General features: G+C 38.5%; 12 protein-coding genes and 1 pseudogene. 6 read left to right on the forward strand and 7 right to left on the reverse strand.

Annotated elements, in window-relative coordinates:
* Positions 1-42: 42 nt before the first annotated feature.
* A complete protein-coding gene (locus ACFX4I_RS01845; protein ID WP_377418780.1) occupies positions 43-1,830 on the forward strand; it encodes an LTA synthase family protein in 1,788 nt (595 codons plus the stop codon).
* 20 nt (positions 1,831-1,850) lie between these two features.
* Here the strand turns inward: ACFX4I_RS01845 and ACFX4I_RS01850 are convergent, their stop codons facing one another.
* The 4 genes from ACFX4I_RS01850 to tagD form a co-directional block, all read right to left on the reverse strand.
* On the reverse strand, positions 1,851-2,777 hold the full coding sequence (locus ACFX4I_RS01850) for an LCP family glycopolymer transferase (RefSeq protein WP_230301786.1): 927 nt from the start codon (positions 2,775-2,777) through the stop codon (positions 1,851-1,853).
* A 288-nt stretch (positions 2,778-3,065) separates the two neighbouring features.
* Positions 3,066-4,106 (reverse strand): C40 family peptidase, encoded by a 1,041-nt coding sequence (locus ACFX4I_RS01855; protein ID WP_377418783.1) that lies wholly within the window; start codon positions 4,104-4,106, stop codon positions 3,066-3,068.
* A 292-nt stretch (positions 4,107-4,398) separates the two neighbouring features.
* Entirely contained in the window at positions 4,399-5,562 is a 1,164-nt protein-coding gene (locus ACFX4I_RS01860) for a CDP-glycerol glycerophosphotransferase family protein (protein ID WP_377418786.1), read from the reverse strand.
* Positions 5,555-5,953 (reverse strand): glycerol-3-phosphate cytidylyltransferase, encoded by a 399-nt coding sequence (gene tagD / locus ACFX4I_RS01865; protein ID WP_057278149.1) that lies wholly within the window; start codon positions 5,951-5,953, stop codon positions 5,555-5,557. Before tagD ends, ACFX4I_RS01860 begins: the two co-directional genes overlap by 8 nt.
* An 884-nt stretch (positions 5,954-6,837) precedes the next feature.
* Here tagD and ACFX4I_RS01870 point away from each other — a divergent pair.
* The 5 genes and pseudogenes from ACFX4I_RS01870 to tagH all read left to right on the forward strand — a co-directional run bounded on the left by ACFX4I_RS01870 (position 6,838) and on the right by tagH (position 14,764).
* Positions 6,838-10,167 carry a CDP-glycerol glycerophosphotransferase family protein gene (locus ACFX4I_RS01870; protein WP_377418789.1) on the forward strand — a complete coding sequence of 1,110 codons (3,330 nt, stop codon included), beginning with the start codon at positions 6,838-6,840 and terminating at the stop codon, positions 10,165-10,167.
* Between the two features lie 100 nt (positions 10,168-10,267).
* The gene (locus ACFX4I_RS01875; RefSeq protein ID WP_230301790.1) at positions 10,268-11,803 is read left to right on the forward strand and encodes a glycosyltransferase family 2 protein; all 1,536 of its coding nucleotides are present in this window, start codon (positions 10,268-10,270) and stop codon (positions 11,801-11,803) included.
* A gap of 154 nt (positions 11,804-11,957) precedes the next feature.
* Positions 11,958-13,148, forward strand: a pseudogene (locus ACFX4I_RS01880) (CDP-glycerol glycerophosphotransferase family protein); the annotation flags it as partial.
* A gap of 3 nt (positions 13,149-13,151) precedes the next feature.
* The gene (locus ACFX4I_RS01885; protein ID WP_230301791.1) at positions 13,152-13,949 is read left to right on the forward strand and encodes an ABC transporter permease; all 798 of its coding nucleotides are present in this window, start codon (positions 13,152-13,154) and stop codon (positions 13,947-13,949) included.
* A 17-nt stretch (positions 13,950-13,966) separates the two neighbouring features.
* Positions 13,967-14,764, forward strand: a complete 798-nt coding sequence (gene tagH, locus ACFX4I_RS01890) for a teichoic acids export ABC transporter ATP-binding subunit TagH (RefSeq protein WP_230301792.1) — start codon at positions 13,967-13,969, stop codon at positions 14,762-14,764.
* Between the two features lie 37 nt (positions 14,765-14,801).
* Here the strand turns inward: tagH and ACFX4I_RS01895 are convergent, their stop codons facing one another.
* From ACFX4I_RS01895 to ACFX4I_RS01905, 3 genes are read right to left on the reverse strand one after another with little or no spacing between them, the layout of a single operon-like run.
* Complete coding sequence (locus tag ACFX4I_RS01895; protein WP_230301793.1) at positions 14,802-15,968, reverse strand: glycosyltransferase family 4 protein; 1,167 nt, start codon at positions 15,966-15,968, stop codon at positions 14,802-14,804.
* A gap of 21 nt (positions 15,969-15,989) precedes the next feature.
* Entirely contained in the window at positions 15,990-17,516 is a 1,527-nt protein-coding gene (gene murJ / locus ACFX4I_RS01900) for a murein biosynthesis integral membrane protein MurJ (RefSeq protein ID WP_230301794.1), read from the reverse strand.
* Positions 17,517-17,520: 4 nt separating this feature from the next.
* Positions 17,521-18,951, reverse strand: coding sequence for an O-antigen ligase family protein (locus ACFX4I_RS01905; protein ID WP_377418792.1), 1,431 nt, complete (start codon positions 18,949-18,951; stop codon positions 17,521-17,523).
* Positions 18,952-19,015 lie beyond the last annotated feature (64 nt).

Here is a 19,015-nt window from a genome sequence, read left to right on the forward strand (position 1 = left end):
TAACTAAGGCTTGGAAATAATGAAGAGGAAAGTGGCAGGAGCATGAAGAATAACCTGAATCAACGATTGAAGGAGAGGCTATTGGAGATATTGTCATTTTCAATCGTGGCCATACTGTTCATTTATACGAATGATAGGATGGGGAACGATCTTTCTATTGGGATCATTACGATAATCATCGGTGTTGCCGGTTTTATTGTTTATCTGAAGGAATGGATATCGAATGGAATCGTAAAGGGCATCATTTTTTCAGCTTTCCTTCTTTCGATCATGGTCTTTTTCCTTGGGGACATCTGGTTTTATCGTTATTATTCGACACCTATAACTTCCTATATGTGGATGCAAAAAAGCAATCTGAATGGTCTAGGTGAAAGTATATTCAGTATGATGGAAATGAAGGATGCAATCTTTCTTCTGGTAGGCATCCCAATTGCTGAATCATTTGTGAAGAAAAAATACCCCCTCAAGCATATGGCACTAGTGCCGGCCGTAATATTCCTGATGATAGCAGGATTAAAGCCGGTCAAGAATATCTTTATCGACAAAGTAGATATAACCCGGCGTTATGAGGCGAATACCTTCTTGCGAACCTGGGGCCCTATCGGTCATCACGGATTGGATACATATGCCTATCTGACTGACTCTGGAAGGCATGGAATGTCCTCGGAAGAAAAGAAGGCCGTTTCTGATTACTTCAATAAAAAGAAAAGAAAGGAAAATGTCCATTCAGGCTCGTTGGAGGGGAAGAATCTCATTATCATCCAGGTGGAATCTTTACAGGCGTTTCCGCTATTTCAAAGTAGTGCCGGGCAGGAGGTCACGCCATTCATGAATGAACTGGCGAAAGGGGGGGTGTACTTTCCGAATGTATATCCACAGACGGTATTTGGAAATTCATCTGACGGAGAGCTTATCGTGAATACCGGTCTATTTCCCTTAAAGCAAGGTGCGACCTTTTTTCGATTCCCTTATAATGATTTTCCGGGCCTTGCTAAGGAATTAAAGAAGTCGGATTATCAAAGTTTTGCTTTCCACGGAGATGAAGAAGACTTTTGGAATAGGCAGCATGCATATCCCTCGCTAGGGTTTGATGACTATCTTTCCATAGAGGATATGCAGCAGGATGAGATGATTTCGATGGGCTTGGGAGACCGCAGTTTCTTCAATCAAAGCTATGATTTCTTAAAAGATAAACGAGATCCCTATTACGCCTTTTTCGTTACTCTGACCAGCCATGTCCCTTTTTCACTACCGAAAGAACAGATAACATTGAAGTCTGAAGTTGGAAAAGAGAACAGTTACCTGACCAAATATTTTGAAGCCATTCATTATACAGATTCCGCCATCGGGGATTTCATAAAGAAATTGAAGGATGACGGGAAATTGAAAAACAGCGTGATTGTGATATACGGAGATCATGATGGACTATTTTTAAAAGATAAACACGAGGTTGAAGCGTATTACGGCAGTAAAATTAGCGATGAAGAGTGGATTGAAAAATATATGCCCATTCCCGTGATCATTTATCAGGAGGATATGGAAGGAAGAACGATTGATAAGGTAGCTGGCCAAATCGATATTCTGCCAACTCTATATGATCTGTTCAATATTAAGAGTTCTTCATACTTTGGAGAGAGCATGCTGAATGGCGAAGAGGGCGATGCTTTGATAATGAAAGGCGATTATGGTTCTCAAATGAAAATAAATGGGGAAGGCAAGGCCGATGGATTTTCACCTGAAGACCAAAAGGTGATAGATCTGAGTGATCAAGTGATACGTTCCGATTACTTTAAACAGATTGGGAAAAAGGTAAAAAAAGAGGATGACTGATAAAAGCCATCCTCCATCCATTATAATCCCAGATGTTCTTTCACACGATTCTGGGCTTCAAGCTTTGTATCTTCTGGAACGATGTTGTACCAAACGCCATTTACCCGTTGATTGTCACCTTCAAGTGTATATTGTTCAATATTTTTGAGGGATGATTTGTAGTTATTTTGGATACTTAACATGTCATTGAAACTTAAATTGGTTTCCACGTTCTTACCTAGAGCTTCGAATATATCGTCATAATTGGTAAGTGTTGATAGGCTTGATCCTTTTTTCATGACAGCTTGAATAACCTGGCGTTGCCGCATTTGCCGTCCATAATCCCCGCGGGGATCTTCTTTACGGATTCGGGAATAAATCAAGGCCTCTTTACCATTTAGGTCGATTGTGCCTTTGTTGAAGGTATATCCTTTATAGGCAAGGTCCATATCATTATCGACTGTGACACCACCAACAGCATTCACAATATCCTGAAAGCCTTCCATATTCATTTTGACATAATAATCAATCGGAATATCCAAATAGGCTTCCACTGTATTGATCGACATGGGAACTCCGCCATATGCATAGGCATGGTTCATTTTATCAGTTGTACCTTTACCGATGATCTCTGTACGCGTATCTCTCGGTAAACTCAATAACTCAATCGATTCCTTTTTAGGATTAACCGTCATGACAATCATCGTATCTGATCGACCTGAGTCATTTTTTCTTTCATCCACACCAAGAATTAGTAATGAAAATGGATCTTTGCTTTTGAACTTGATGTCCTCTACTCGCTTATCCGTTTTATGGGCTGTACCCTGCATGGTGCTGATCGCACCGGCTAATGATTGATAAACTGAAGCGCCATAAACACCTGCGCCAATGAAAAGGATAAGAAGGGTGAAGCCGATTATTTTAAACGTTTTGCGTTTCTTTTTCTTTTTTTTATGTTCGGATCTCATTTAATATTCCTCCCTTAACCATCCCACAAAATGGAAGGTGTGAAAAAGTACCTAGTCGGTATTTTTAACTATACCTTTTTTTTATCAAAAATAGAATAGTTTCTTTTTGTACTTAGAGTGCATATTTACCTTTTTTCTTCCAAAAAAACGAAGGAATCCCAGAAACAGAACTCCTTCGTTAGCACATCATTAGAATGTTTCGTTAATAGTATAAATAGAGATAAAAAGGAGCTATGAATCTTTTACATAAAATTGCCAGACTTTAAGAGAAAGCCTGGCAAGTAAATCTTATAAACTTCTATAACCGATGATTTTACTTTTGAAATAAGAGTTTGAAGTAGCACTTATTGTTACTCCCTTACTTGATGAGGCATGAATGAATTCCCCGCCGCCCAAGTAGATTCCCATATGGCTTATCACTGATTTATTGGAACCCGTTGCAAAGAAGATAAGATCGCCGCTTTTCGGTGAAGTAACTTTTTTACCCATATCATAATATGTGGAAGATGAAAGCCTGGGAACATCATACCCAGCCTTCTTGAACGTATAGTAAATAAATCCGCTGCAATCGAAACCTGATGGGGAGGCACCCGCCCACGAATAAGGTGTACCAATTAATTTCTTTGCTTCGGAAACGAGCTTGGCCACTTTGTTCCCCGAACTTGGGGCCTCCACTTTTCCAGCATCGTTATTTTCTGCAGGGGCAGTGCTTGCCGATTTACTTAATTTTAGTTTTTGACCCACTCTGATTAAATCGGACTTTAACGAGTTGATTGATTTAAGCTGGGCTACGGTCAAGTTGGTTTTTCTGGAAATTTTGGAAAGAGTGTCACCTTTTACCACTAAGTATGTAGACGAATTGGCTGGGGTCTGAGTCACATTGGATGGTTTGGAGCTGCCGGGTAAATCAATGGTAGTGGTGGTGGTTGATTTGGATACGATAAGTTTGGCGCCTGCATAAATTCTATCGGATTTTAAGTTATTCATTTTCATCAATTCAGCAAGTGTAAGGTCATGCTTGTTTGCTATCCTGGTTAAGGTATCACCTGAAACAATGGTATATGTGGTTTTCTTTGTTTTTTTCACGGAAACAGAAGAAGCATTTGATGTTGTTGTGGAGTTAGGTGTAATTAATTTCTGATTGATTCTCAAAAAGTCTGATTTTAAGTTATTAAGCTGTTTTAAGTCTTTTACCGTCGTATTATGCTTCTGGGCGATTTTACTTAAGTTATCACCGCTTTTGACTGTATATGTACCGGCAAGGGCAGGAGAAACAAAAGTCGAAGATAAAATGGCTAATGTCGAAAATGCGACAACACTTTTTTTCACGGTTTTCCACCTCTAATATGTCTTTTTCCCTATTCTAACAAATTAAATGGGGTTAAACATATTACATTTTTGTTACAAGGGGAAAATAGTAGTATTTTACTGGTTTATATTGGTGGGGTTTGAGTATTGCAATCTACAATTTTTTCTATATTGTGAGTCTTTTTTCATGTTGTGGAGCTTCACGTTTTCAATTGTCATTTGCTGTAAAAATGCCCCTGTTTTTAGGGAGTGCATACATCGAGGGGGTATTGAAAAAAATGAAAACCCACTTCGTTTTACGAAGTGGGTGGTTTTATTTAAAAAGGAAATCAACTAATTCCCTGCTTGAATTTCCCGTGGAGTATTCATTCCATTTTTGGTTAAAGGAAGCAATCTTCATTAATGAATGATCGGCGGTACGTATTTCCCTTAAGAGCTCTTCTGTGGTAGATACCACGGGTCCGGGCATGGATGAAGAGTAATCCTCCCAGAATCCCCGTTCCTGCACATACTTTTCTAAGTCATATGCAAAGAATATCATGGGCCTTCCCAAAAAAGAGAATTCAAATGGTATCGATGAGTAATCGGTAATTAAAAGATCCGTACTGATCAGCAGTTGATTAACGTGAAACTCACTATTTACAGGGTAAATGAATCCCGGGAATTTATCTTGTAAATCATGCTCTGCTTTTACAGCTGGATGCAGTTTTAGTAATAACGCATAATTTTCGCCCTGAAGTTCCTTGTAGAGCAATTCCAAATCAAGTGCAATCTCCCCGTTGTTCAAGCCATCATTACGAAATGTAGGGGCATATAACATGATTTTCTTGTGCTCAAGTTCTGGATACTTGGCCAGCAAAGCATTACGGGCAGTCCTTTTTGATTCATCATTAAAAAAGAAATCGGTCCGAGGTATTCCGGTCCTTAAGATATGGGATGCCGGCAGTTGAAAACTTTCCTGATAAATCCCGGCCATTATCTCTGAACCTGCCGTAACATAATCGAATTTTTTATATACCTCTAAAAATCTTTTCCTTGCACCGGCTGAACGGTTTTGAATGGAGGGGTCTTTTGCCCCGAATTGCTTAACGGCACCTGCCGCATGCCACACTTGAACACATGTCACTTGCTCCTTGAAAGCAATAGCTGAAAGAAAGCCAAAATAATTATCGATGATAATCCATTTTGATGTAGCCAGATGATAAATCGATCGGATCATGGCAATGATATTTTTTGATTCAAACGGAAGGACGATGGTTTCCCCATCGTCCCTAACTTGTATAGAACTGCTCGATTTCATTAAAAAAACTTTTTGAACGGAAATGTCCTGCTTGTCCATTTCATCTGCGATATATTGGCAATTGTCCCCGAATGATGTGACAAAGGTCGTTTTGTCATATAAAGGGAAAAGCTTAAAGATAGAGAATAAAACTTTGAAACAAAAAAGATAAATCCCTATCGCGAATTCTTTAGCCATTAGTAACTTGTAAAAGGTCATCTTTAATTTGGGAAGTCGAAATGCCGATTGTCCTTGGAAGGTAGACCACTTCACAAACTTCGGATAATTCATCGAATTGACCTTTCCAGTCATCACCCATTACAAAAATATCTACACCTTCACGAACGATGTCTTCCCTCTTTTGTTCCCAATTGTCTTCCGGTATAACTTCATCCACATAACGGATTGATTCAAGGATCATTTTTCTGTTTTCAAAGCTATGATAAGCTTTTTTATCTTTTAAAGCATTGAATTCATCCGTTGAAATGGCAACGATCAGATAATCTCCTAAATCTTTAGCGCGTTTTAATAGATTGATATGGCCCCAATGAAGCAAATCAAAGGTTCCGTAAGTGATTACTTTCTTCATTTTTATTCCTCCTTTAAGACTCTTAAACTGTTATTCAAACAAATTAATATATATTTGGTCTATTAGAATATGAAATGGAACAATAAAACAGGCAGCCAGCATTTCAATTCTGCTTGTTGTATTCCTATATTTTTTTAGGCAATGACATTCTCTAACTAATTATAACTTAATAGCTTTACAAATAAACCACAATTTTTTTACAAATAAACCACATTTTTTTACATTGATGATTATTGTAAATATTATTTTTTAAGCTAAAATAAAATGTTGACTAATTTGTCTTACCCTGAAGGGCATAATAAAGTATCTATAGAAATGCATGATTTATACTGAAAGGTATTTAAAAATAATTTCATCAAATTACTTTAAGTAAGCTGATGAACGATATGATAAGAAAAATTTCATTATTCTTGCTGCAATCAGAATAAGCCATTCACAATTTTACCACGTTTAGGAGAGAACAACTAGAGGAGCATCATAAATCCCTGTTAATGGATGTATAGGCCATCAATCTTTCGCTTCACATTTAATAGCCCAATTAATGAAGTGCAAGTAAAAACAGTTGGCCTGTTTTGAAAGCGTTCACTTATGTCAAGAAGACTTCTTTAGCAATTAAGAAACATGTTTTTGCTATTCCCTTTCCATTCTGGCAACATGGAAGGACGTACATATTTACGAAATGTTTTTAGTTTTAGTATGTTCGTTTTCAACATCGAACTAACTAATATTCTCTTTTTTGTTCATTGGAGGAATTAAAGGTAATTTATGGTCGGTTTACCGTCTGTTTAATGATATTGAGGAAAAACCGAAAAAAGTTTATGATTTTAAAGTACAATAAATGATTCATTTTTATTTAAATAATAATTTGTTATAGGTGGTCTAAAATGATTAAAAAGCTTCTTGGAAAAGGGAAAGCAAAAAAAGCTCCTAAAATTAAGCTAAAACAAGTTCTGACCATTGTGCAAGAGGAAGATACGCTGTTGATAAAAGGGGAATTTTCAATAGAACATTATTGCGCAAAAGAACTATGGCTATATTCTAGGGAAAACGAAGATCAAAAAATAAAAATTGCTGAATCAGTGAGCTCATCTAAATTTGAGTTTAAAGTAGATATGAAAGATTTAATGCGGAAATTGGAAGATGATGAACCGACTGTTTATGACTGTTATATAAAGGTTGCCGTTCCGGTTGAAAAGCTGAGCAAAAAAACGATACTTAGTATTGAACATAAAGCTGAATATGTAGATGTGAACGAACAGGTTCATATCGAATATCCAATTCGTCTCGGGCGTTTTCAGGAAACGTACGTGAACAATTTGAGTATTTACACCTATGAAAATAAACAAAGTATATTCTCTATAACGAATAAAGGGAATTTATCTCTTTACTTCAATATGGCGCCTAAAATTTCGATTAAGTCTCAAATTGAAAAAATCCAAAACAAGTCGAAAACCATGCAAATTAATGGTCAAATTTTCACCAAGCATTCAAGAATCATAAAAGGTGAAGGACTTGTAAGAGGAAGGCAAAGTGGCAAAGAATATCAGGCGGATATATCTTTTATTCATAATGAGGAAATGAATATTAAGAAATATGGACTGAATCGTTATCTATATGATTTGAGATTGGATCTAGAACGATTAGTCAGTGCGGATTTGGTAGATGATGTATATGACATTTACATGAAACTACATTTACATGATCAGGAAGAGCCGAAAATGGTACGCGTCGGAAGACCAACCACCAGGACTAAATTATTTACTAAAAAGACTGATGTCAGCTCGAATGATGGAGTTGCTATCGTCAATCCTTACTATACCTTTAAAGCATCCAATTTATCTTTGGAAGTGTTTAACTTCTCTACAGATAGTTATCGATATTTAAAAAGGATGATGGGGTGGAGGAGATTCCTGGCTTTATTTAAAAAGAAAAAGGATGTCTGGCTAGTTGGAGAAAGAACGTATAAAGCCCAGGATACTGGATATCACTTTTTTAAATATATGAGGGAAAACCATCCAGAAAAAGAAGTGTATTATGTAATAGAAGAAAATTCCGTGGAAGCCAAGAACGTCGAGCCCTTTGGAAATGTACTTTATTTCAAGTCAAAGGATCATATTAAAAAGACGATGGAATCGACACGTATCATTTCATCACATCACCCGGATTATTTATATCCTTTAAGGACATCTGAATTTAAAAATCGTGTTAAGGGAGTTAAGGTTTTTCTTCAACATGGTGTTATGGGCACTAAGAATATGGTGGCAAACTACGGGAAAAATGCAGTTTCCGGTTTTAGTACGGATGTTTTTCTGGTAAGTTCAGACTTCGAAAAGGATATGATTGTAACTGATTTTGGTTACAACGAAAAAGAAGTATTCGCGACGGGACTTTCGAGGTTCGACTCGCTGTTTAAGGATGATGTTTCAACAAAGAGGCAATTATTGATCATTCCAACATGGAGAGATTGGATTACTTCCGATGAAATATTTTTGGAAAGCGAGTATTTTGAAAGGTATCAGAAATTAGTGAATCACCCAGTTCTACATGATTTATCTAAAAACAATGGGTTTGAAATCATTTTTTGCCTTCACCCTAATATGCAGAAATTCACGTCTTATTTTAAGGATGCCCCAGTTAGGGTAATTAGTCAGGGTGAAGTGGATGTCCAAAGGTTAATCAAGGAAAGTGCGATTATGATTACGGACTATTCAAGTGTAGCTTTTGACTTTAGTTTCCTGCATAAACCGGTTATTTACTATCAATTTGATAGAGATCGTTTCATAGGGAAAAGACCGTCACATTTGGATTTGGATAACGATCTTCCCGGTGAAATCGTTGATGAAGTGGATGAATTATTAGGTGTATTAGCCGAATATGCCAACACTGATTTTATCATGAAGAAGAAGTATATGGACAAGGCCAACCGTTTTATTAAATATCGCGATGTCCATTCTAATTCAAGGATATTCGAAGTGATTCAAAATGCAGAAAAAAATCAAAATTCACTAACTAAATTATATAACCATCCGATATCCAAACTCATTTTGAATCGGTTTAGGAAAAGTGATAAATATTTCGCTGTCATGAAAAAAGTTTATAAAATCATGTCCAAGGTTATCCCAGTTGACCGGAACCTAATTCTTTTTGAAAGTGGGATAGGGAAGCAATTCGCCGATAGCCCCAAGTATATCTATGAAGAACTGGTCAAAAGGGATAATAAATATAAAAAAGTTTGGGTGTATAATGGCAATTTACCGATAAAAGGAAAGAATACGAAGCTGATAAAACGCTTAAGTCCGGAATACTATTATTATTTAGCCAAAGCAGGTTATTGGATAAATAATCAAAACTTCCCTACCTATTTAAGCAAAAGGAAGGAAACGACCTATATTCAGACTTGGCATGGTACCCCATTGAAAAAAATGCTATTTGATATAGACAATATTCAAGGAAGAGACGATGGATACTTAAATCGAGTGCATGGTGCAACGAGAACTTGGGATTATTTAATATCACCAAGTCCATACGCATCCACGGCCTTCAGAAGTGCTTTCAAATATGAAGGTGAAATATTGGAAACGGGATATCCAAGAAATGATTTGTTTTACAGGGAAGATTCTTCAATAATTGCCAAGTCGGTGATGGAAAAACTGAAGATACCAAAAGGAAAAAAAGTCATCTTATATGCTCCTACATTCCGGGATAATCAAACATCGAAAAACAATAAATTTATTTTTGAGCTGAAATTTGATTTGGAAAGAATGAAGGAAGAACTAGGGGATGAATATATCCTGTTGTTAAGGATGCATGTTGTTATAAGTAATAATCTCAGCATCCCGAGCGAATTTGAGGATTTCGTGATAAACGTATCAAATTATTCAGATATTCAGGAACTTTACCTGATTTCCGATATATTGATTACGGATTATTCTTCAGTAATGTTCGATTTTGCTAATACCGCTCGGCCGATTTTGTATTACACGTATGATCTGGAAGATTACAGAGATAACATCCGTGGGTTCTATATGGATTTTGAAAAGGAAGCACCCGGTCCATTTTTAAAAACAACAGAGGATATTATTGAAACTATTACCAATATTGATAAAATAAACATGCAATATAAAGAGAGATATGGTTTATTTAGAGAGAAGTATTGTGGAATAGAGGACGGTAAAGCTACACAGAGAATCGTGGATAAATTTTTTAATGATTGATTCCTTAAATAAAGGGTATTGTTGCTTTTAAGTAACTGGTATATTGACTGCCTGGTCGAAACACCTATGTTACCTCTAGATATAAAAGGAGAGGAATCGTATGAATTTCTTGGTGCGTCAAAAAGCGAGGGAACTTTTAAAGAGCAATATTCCAATAAAAAATAATCCTGTAAGCTTAAGGAATAAATTTTTAGGAAAAGGAAAAAAAGTCACTGTAGTCACTGCAGCATACAATGCTGAAAAATTCATCAGGAAAACGATTGAATCGGTGATCAATCAAACCATGGGCATAGATCAGATTGAATATATCATCATTGATGATTGTTCGACTGATGGCACCAATAAAATCATTCAAGAGTATACGGCTAAATATAAAAATATCTGTTCCGTTACCCTTCAAGAGAATAATGGGTCACCTGGGACCCCGAGAAACATTGGAATAGAATTGGGAACATCCAAGTATATCACTTTTTTAGATGCGGATGACTGGCTTGCCCATGATGGACTGGAAAGCCTCTATAACATCCTGGAGGAAACCGGTGATGATTATGTAGTGGGCAAAACGGTAAAAGTCGAATCTGAGTCAGAGAGTGTGATCGGGGAGTTTGCTTCCATTAAAGAAAGAAGAAGCATCACCCCAATGGATGTTCCGCACTTTTTTTATCATATGGGTCCAACGGCCAGGATGATGAATCTGCATATGGTTAAAGAAAATGAAATTGGTTTTCCAAATATGAAATTCGGTGAAGATAAATGGTTTTTCACTGATGTTTTCTTTAAAGTTAGAGCTGTATCAACTACCAAAAAACCTATTTATTATGTCAATAGAACTTCGGAAAACTCCTCTTCTTTAACGCGTGTTACGAATATGTTAGACAAAAGAAAAGCGGATGTGGACATAATAAAGTATATTCAATCCAAGGATATTGCCATGGAATTGAAAAGGGTGGCTCTTAACCGGATTTATGAGTACGATATTGTAAAAACGTTCGACAGTCAAACCTTTGTGAAATCCAAGAATAAAGAAGATTTTATTGAAATATTAGGGGAAGCTGTCGAAACTGCGAAAAACTTGTCATATGACTTCAAGAATGAATTTAAAGTACCTATTTATAAATTAGCACTTGAATTATTCATGGAGGATCGTATTGATGATTTCATAAAGTTGTTTGAATGGTTAAAGCGAGATTCCAATAAAAAATATCATATAAAAGATGGTTTACCTTATTATGAACTTCCATTTCTGGAAGATGAATATCGCTTTGTCAGGATACCGATGCTTGCCCGTGCACTGGATTCTTATATTATGGATAATGTCTACCACCAAAGTTTTGAGATTTATGGTGATGATATAGACAACATAGATTCTGTATTGATACGTGATAGGACAAGATTTGACAATGAAATCAATTGCGGAGTTCAAATAGAAGGTAATAGAGGCCATTTCACTGTTTCGTTAGATGAAATTGATAAAATGGAAAAGTCTTTATTTACGGTGTTCATTCGCTACAATGATTATCAATTGGTGAATATTAAAAGGATCCTGAAAAATAAGATGACGTATAATAAGAAAAATGTGGAGTTTTATACAACAGTGGCAAATAATTTGGGACTGGCAATAAAGTCTTTGGAGTAGCTGTTAGAAGTACACCAAAAATAAGCTCTCCCTTCTATTGGGCGAGCTTATTTTTAATTCGATTTATTAGCATGGTTCCATTATCATTAATCAATAAAAAGGGAGATCGGATATGTCAAATGAAAAAATACAAACCTCAAACAGACCTTCCTTTCTATCGCTAGTTAAAAATAAGGCTAAAGCAATTTTTTTAAGAGGATATAAAGTGGCTTTTGCCATGGCGGGCACAGTATTGCCGGTGGACCGGAAGCTGGTTATTTTTGAGAGCTTTTTGGGCAAGCAGTATAGCTGCAATCCCCGGGCGATTTATGAATACTTGCAGAGTCACCATCCTGAATATAAAATGTATTGGAGCGTAGATAAAAGATATACAGCTCATTTCGAAGAGGCAGGCATCCCATATCTCAATCGTTTTTCATTTAGTTGGCTGCTCAAAATGACAAGGGCCCGTTATTGGGTAACGAACAGCAGGCTCCCGCTTTGGATTCCGAAGCCAAAGCACACGATCTATTTGCAAACGTGGCATGGTACTCCATTAAAGAAACTTGCGGCGGATATGAATGAAGTTCATATGCCTGGAACAACGACGGATAAATATAAAGAAAATTTCCATGCCGAATCAAGTAAATGGGATTATTTAATTTCACCGAATGCTTATTCCAGTGAAATTTTTGCCCGGGCCTTCAATGTCGATACTTCTAAAATTCTGGAAACCGGTTATCCTCGTAATGATATACTTTACAATGGGAATAATCGTGATACAATCGACTCATTGAAACAGAAGTTGGGTATACCAATAGAGAAAAGGATCGTTTTATATGCCCCGACTTGGAGGGACGATGAGTTTTATAGCAAGGGAAAATATAAGTTTGAAATAAAACTGGATCTGGATCGAATGAAACGGGAATTGGGGGAGGAGTATGTCATTTTGCTCCGTCTTCATTATTTGGTTTCAGAGAACTTGGATTTATCGGCGTATCAAGGATTCGCCTATGATTTATCCAGTTACGAGGATATCAGTCATTTGTATCTTATTTCGGATTTATTAATAACTGATTATTCATCCGTGTTCTTTGATTACGCAAATTTACAGCGTCCGATGCTTTTCTATGTATATGATATTGAAAATTACAGGGACAAGCTTCGCGGGTTTTACTTTGATTTTGAAAAGAATGCACCTGGTTTGTTAGTCAAAACATCTGATGCGGTCATTGATAGTATCAAGACGATGAAATACGAAAATACCAATGATATCAATCATTTTCACGCGCGGTTTTGTGCACTCGAGGATGGCCAGGCTTCACGCCGTGTCGTAGAAAAAGTGTTTTTAGGAAGGTCTGTGTAATTTATGAGTTCAGCTTTGACCGTTTTAAAAGAACAAATCAATAGTTTTTATTTGGTAAGGCGTTTATCTGTTTATGAAGTGAAAAGTGCCAACAGCAATAACTACCTGGGAATCCTATGGGAAATCATCAATCCGATGATACAGATTGCAATTTATTGGTTTGTATTCGGCTTTATAATCTTAAATCGCGGTGAAAATTTCCTTCCATGGCTAATGGCAGGGATCGTTGTCTGGTTTTTTGTGAACCCTTCAATAACCCAAACGTCCAAATCCGTCTTTTCCCGACTGAATATGGTATCCAAGATGAGCTTTCCGATGAGTGTCATCCCTTCGTATGTCATCTTTGCCAAGTTGTATCAGCATTTAATGCTGCTGGGAGTCATCATCATCCTATTAAGTTTTACTGGATACCTCCCAACAGTCTATATCTTGCAACTGCCGTATTATATTGTTGCGACGGTCTTGCTGTTATTTTCGTTTGGGTTAATCTCTTCAACATTATCAACCATTATTCGTGACGTTCATAATATAATCGTGTCCTTAATGAAAGTCTTGTTTTATTTAACACCAATCCTTTGGGTATTGGATGCTAAGGACCATCCTGTTCTAGTCAACATCATGAAGCTGAATCCACTATATTATATTGTGGATGGGTATCGAGCTTCATTGTTGGGGGAATCATGGTATCTAATAGAGCATTGGGAATATACGCTTTATTTCTGGGCAGTCGTTATCATCTTGTTTTTGATAGGTTCCTCGCTGCATGTCAGGTTTAGAGATCGCTTTGTTGACTTTAAGTAAACTGGAAGTGAGAAAAGTTGGAAAAATCGGTAATAGTCAAAGATATAACGAAAAAATATAAATTATATAATAAAAACTCGGAAAAATTATTGGATCTCCTTTTGCCCAAAAGCTATGGGGAAGAGTATTTTGCTCTGAGAAATGTAAGTTTCGAAGCTGAAAAGGGCGATGTAATAGGATTTGTCGGGGTCAACGGATCTGGGAAATCCACATTGTCCAATATTATTGCAGGCATTATCCCGCCTACGGACGGAAATGTCCAAACTAACGGGAAAACGGCTTTGATTGCCGTTGCATCGGGCCTGAATAATCAGTTGACGGGCAGAGAAAACATCGAACTGAAAATGCTGATGCTCGGATTCGACAAAAATCAGATCAAAGAACTTGAGCCTGAGATCATCGAGTTTTCAGAGCTTGGCAAGTTCATTGACCAACCGGTGAAATCCTACTCAAGCGGCATGAAGTCCAGGCTGGGTTTTTCCATTTCCGTGCATATTGATCCAGATATCCTGATTATTGATGAAGCCTTATCAGTCGGGGATAAAAATTTTGCTGAAAAGTGTTTGGAGAAAATGAACGAATTTAAGGAAAAAGGCAAAACGATGTTCTTTGTCAGCCATTCAATCGGTCAGATGAAGAAATTTTGCCAAAAGGCTTTATGGCTTGAATATGGAGAGTTAAAGGCATACGGTCCCATGAACGAAGTAATGCCGCAATATGAAGCATTCTTAAAAGAATATAACGCCATGTCTAAACAAGAACAGAAAAAATACCGTGAAGAACAAATGAAAAGGCGTAGTTCCGCACTGGTATGAAAGTGAAAAGCAGACCCGGGCTTCGGGTCTGCTTTTTTTAGTTCAGCACTTCATCATAAGCTTTCTCAAACCGCTCGGCAGCTGAAAGGTGGGAGTATTCGCTTTCCATTTTATATCTTGCTTTCGCAGCCAACTTTGTTGCATATTCAGTGTCTTTAAGCAGAATGGAGATGGCTTGTGCAAGTGCTTCTTTATTTTTTTCCTCCACTAACAGACCATCTTCACCATCAATGAGAATCTCCTTTAAACCCCCGATTGCGCTTGCGATGACGGGTGAGCGGCAACTCATCGCTTCTAATGCAGAAATGGAAGTCGCTTCTTCCACCCCGTGGGAATGAACGCTTGGGATGAGTACGATGTCCGATGCTTCATAGAGATTATGCATTTTCTCGAACGGCACTGAACCCAGGAAAAGTACGGAATCAGATATTTTGAGCCTGGCTGCCGTTTCCTCAAGCCGGCTTCGCTGTTCTCCTGTACCTGCATAGACCAATACCGTATCATGATGATTTTCCAGCACCTCCGGCAGAGCAAGGAGCGGGTAGATGACACCGTTCTTTTCCGTCATTCTTCTCGGAACGAAAAGCATCTTTTTATGTAGGGGTATTTGAAAGTCCCGGCGAGTTTGCTCCCGCTTTGCCATTTCCGGTTTGAAAGCAGACACGTCAATGAAGTTCTTGATCGTATCCGCCTCTATATGTGCCAAATGATTTATATAGTCTTTGATCCTTTGATCGACCGTCACCACTTTTGCAGCTGACTGATAAGCTTTTCTTTCCAGCTCCCGAATGATCAAATCTTCTTCACTATCCGGAAGAAGGGCGCCCCTGCTGACTGCCTCGAATGAATAATACCCATGGACGGTTTGCACCGTTGGTATCCCGGATTCGATGGAGGCGAGCGTTGCGAAAATGTCTTGAGCATTTATGACATCATAGTTCTTTTTCAAGGCATTAATAGATGAAGCCAATAATTTTTGGCGTTGCCGGTCATTGAAAAGCTGGCCGCTCCCCTGTTTTACTTTATTTAATAAAAATCCTGGAGCCTGGGCGAGCATCTTCCTCTTGAAAGGAGGCAATTGAGAGAAAGATAATATGTCCACATTATGGCCCCGCGTCATTAAACCCTTTTTTAACGTAGTGATATGGCTCGATAGCCCTCCTTCATGAGGGTAGTTGAAAATCGTCGTGATTAAAATGTTCATAATGGCACTCCTTCTAATGTATTACTTCGATGATCTGATCCTTTTCATCGCTTGCAGGCTGCTTACTTTAAAAAGAATGGATAATGCGAGATATAATCCGAATACCAGCAGCGAGATGATCACTAATTCCATGATGATGGGCAACGTCATGGTAAGCGGATGGATACAGAGAGCGAGTCCGTAAATGATGATTCCGATGATGGCAAGCTTGCTGCTTTCCTGAAAAACATCCCTGAAAGCTGCCTTGTCCGTTCTTTCTGTCTTTAGCCATAGGTAGCCGAAAAGGTAGAGAGATTGCAGGAGCATGGAAATGCCCGATGCTAAAGCGATTCCGCCGACGCCGAGATAACGTGATAGGACCCAGCTGAGCAGGACGTTAAGTAATACGGCAATCAGGCAGGAATACATGGCCACTTTCGTTTTCTTCAAGGCGTAGAAGGCGTTCATCAGATAATCCCGCAGTGCAAAGAACGGGAGGCAAGCTGAATAAAAGATGAATGCCCTATAAGTCACCTCGGTTGCTGAAGCATCGAAGGCCCCGCGTTGGAAGGCCAGAGTGATTAAGCTGTTTCCGCTGATTAACATGACGACCATGAACGGAATCGCTAAAAATAATAGCGATTTCAATCCCTTTAAGGTCAAATTAAGGAAAGATTGATAGCCTATAAGTGCGCGCTCGACGATTGAAGGATACAATACGGTAATCAGCGGCGTAAGGACAATGCTTAATGGCAGCCACAGCAGGCGATTCGCATAATTAAGGGCCGATACGCTCCCTGTTTCGAGCGAAGTCGCAATAATCCGATCGACGACACTATTCAACTGGATCGCCAAAGCGGCGATGATGATTGGATAAAAAGTGTACAGTGTTTGAACGATCTGCCTTTTATGAGGCAGGAAAGCGACGATGGGCCGGATTCCGTATTTCTTCAATGATGGGTATTGAATAAGGAACTGGCTTGCTGCACCGAATACAAACCCCCAAGCCAATCCTTCAATCCCAAACGGAGCAGCGAACAATACAGTGGCTGCAATAATGACCGTGTTTTGTGCAGTTGAAGTGAGTGCCGGCAGAATAAAACGCTTATTCGCATTCAGGACCCCCGTCGCCATGTATGAAAGCGTGAAAAATAGTAAACTTGGCAGCATGATCCGGGTCAGTGACTCCGTCAGGGCAAGCTCAGAATCAGAGAAGCCCGGGGCTGTCAACATGACGAGCGGCTTTATGAAAATCATGCAGGCTATGGTCAGGACTCCGGCTACCAGCATAAAGAAAGAGCCTAAAATACTGATGAATTCATCAGCCTTCAACGGATTGTCCGCTTTCTTTTCCAAGTAAATGGGGATAACGCCGGCCTGAAGACCGCTGCCAAGAGCCGTAAAAAGAATGGTCGGTATGAGGCTTGCCACGAAAAAAACATCTGCCATTGATGATGCCCCGAAATAGGCGGCTATGATCGATTCCCGCCCGAATCCGAGGACTTTTCCAATGGCTGCAATAATGGTGACGAGCCCGACCGATTTAATGACATGTGAAAGAGTAGGCATATTTTCAATCCTTTAAAATGATGTCCTTCTGTAAACAGATTCCCAAACAACTATAAAATATCAGCGTAAACGTTTTATCTTCGAGAATATTGTAGAAAAGTCCTGCTAATAATGCGGCCAACATCAGGCAGATGGTGAACGCTGCTAAAGTGCCATTTCCCGATTTTAGGATTTTGCGGCAGGTGAAAAAGATGAATGCAAGAACTGCAAGAAATCCCAGGACACCAGTTTGGACCAGAATCTGGATATATTGATTATCGGTATACATCCTTTCACCAATTTGGTATTCCTGATAGATTGGTGAGGAATAGGAAAGTGTGGCAGAATCTCCGAAGGTTGCTAGCCCGGTACCGATTATCGGGTGATCTGTGAAAATTTCAATTCCTTTGATTAGGACATATAACCGGCCCCATTCCGTACTTTGGTGCAGAGTTTTATCAGAGAACATTTCTGAAAAACGATTGGAGAGGGCATGTTCATGTTCAGGAGAGGGGGTGTTGCCAATTACCACATTTTCCATGGGAATTGATGCGGATACCTCCACTTTACTTGATGCAAATAAAACTGGGTAATAAATAAGAAGCAGGCCGAGACAAAATGCTCCTACAGCATATTTGAGAAATGGTTTATTTCTAGTCCATATCATAAAGACAAGCGCCGAGAACCCGAATGCAATCATCGTGCCCCGTGAATAGGTAAGCAGTAACGTTCCGGAAAGCAGGATGGCTGCCAGGAAGACGATCCATTTATATTTTTTCAGCGACTGAAATAGAAAGAAACTAAGGAATAACTGGATGCTTAAGAATAAGGCAAATACATTAGGATTGGCAGGTGCTCCATAAATCCTCATCCGGTTTGTTGGAGAAAGGTTCCACATTTCCCATGCATGGGGAAGCAGGACCGTACGTGAAAAGATTTTCTCCACCATGCCATGCAGGCAAAGGAAGATTGTAAATATTAGGATTACCTTTAAAAAGCGAAAGATATCCTTTCTTTCTAGATTTAATTCACCGATAATGTAAAGAAGCAAGAATGTAATAAGCAATGCACGGAGTTCAAATAGGATGGGGAGGATTCCCACTCCGGTTATGAGTGCAGCCACGGCACCAATTAAACAAAACAACCAAAATGGCGCAGTAAAATGATATTTCGAAAATTGCCATTCGTTCTTTTTGAATCTTTCAATAAGCAAAGAAATGAATAAGGTGAGGATGACCAGGTCACCTGTATAGGTTAAGCCGCTATTCAGTTCCATCAATAAGGGACGGGCAGGGAAATAAATGAATAGAATTAATAACAGGTTTTTTTTATTTATACCGATAAAAATGAGCATCAGCGCCGTTGTCATGTAACCGGCGATAGGGTGAGGCACTGCCAATGGGACGAGCAGGCACAGGAATAGAATGGGTAACGATTGCTTTTCTATAAACTTCAATTGATTAACCACCTTTGAATCAAAAATCACGTTCTATGATGTGTATGAAAAAATTTCTTGAATA

This window comes from Peribacillus sp. YIM B13472 (assembly GCF_042788005.1).
Lineage (GTDB): Bacteria > Bacillota > Bacilli > Bacillales > DSM-1321 > Peribacillus > Peribacillus simplex_E.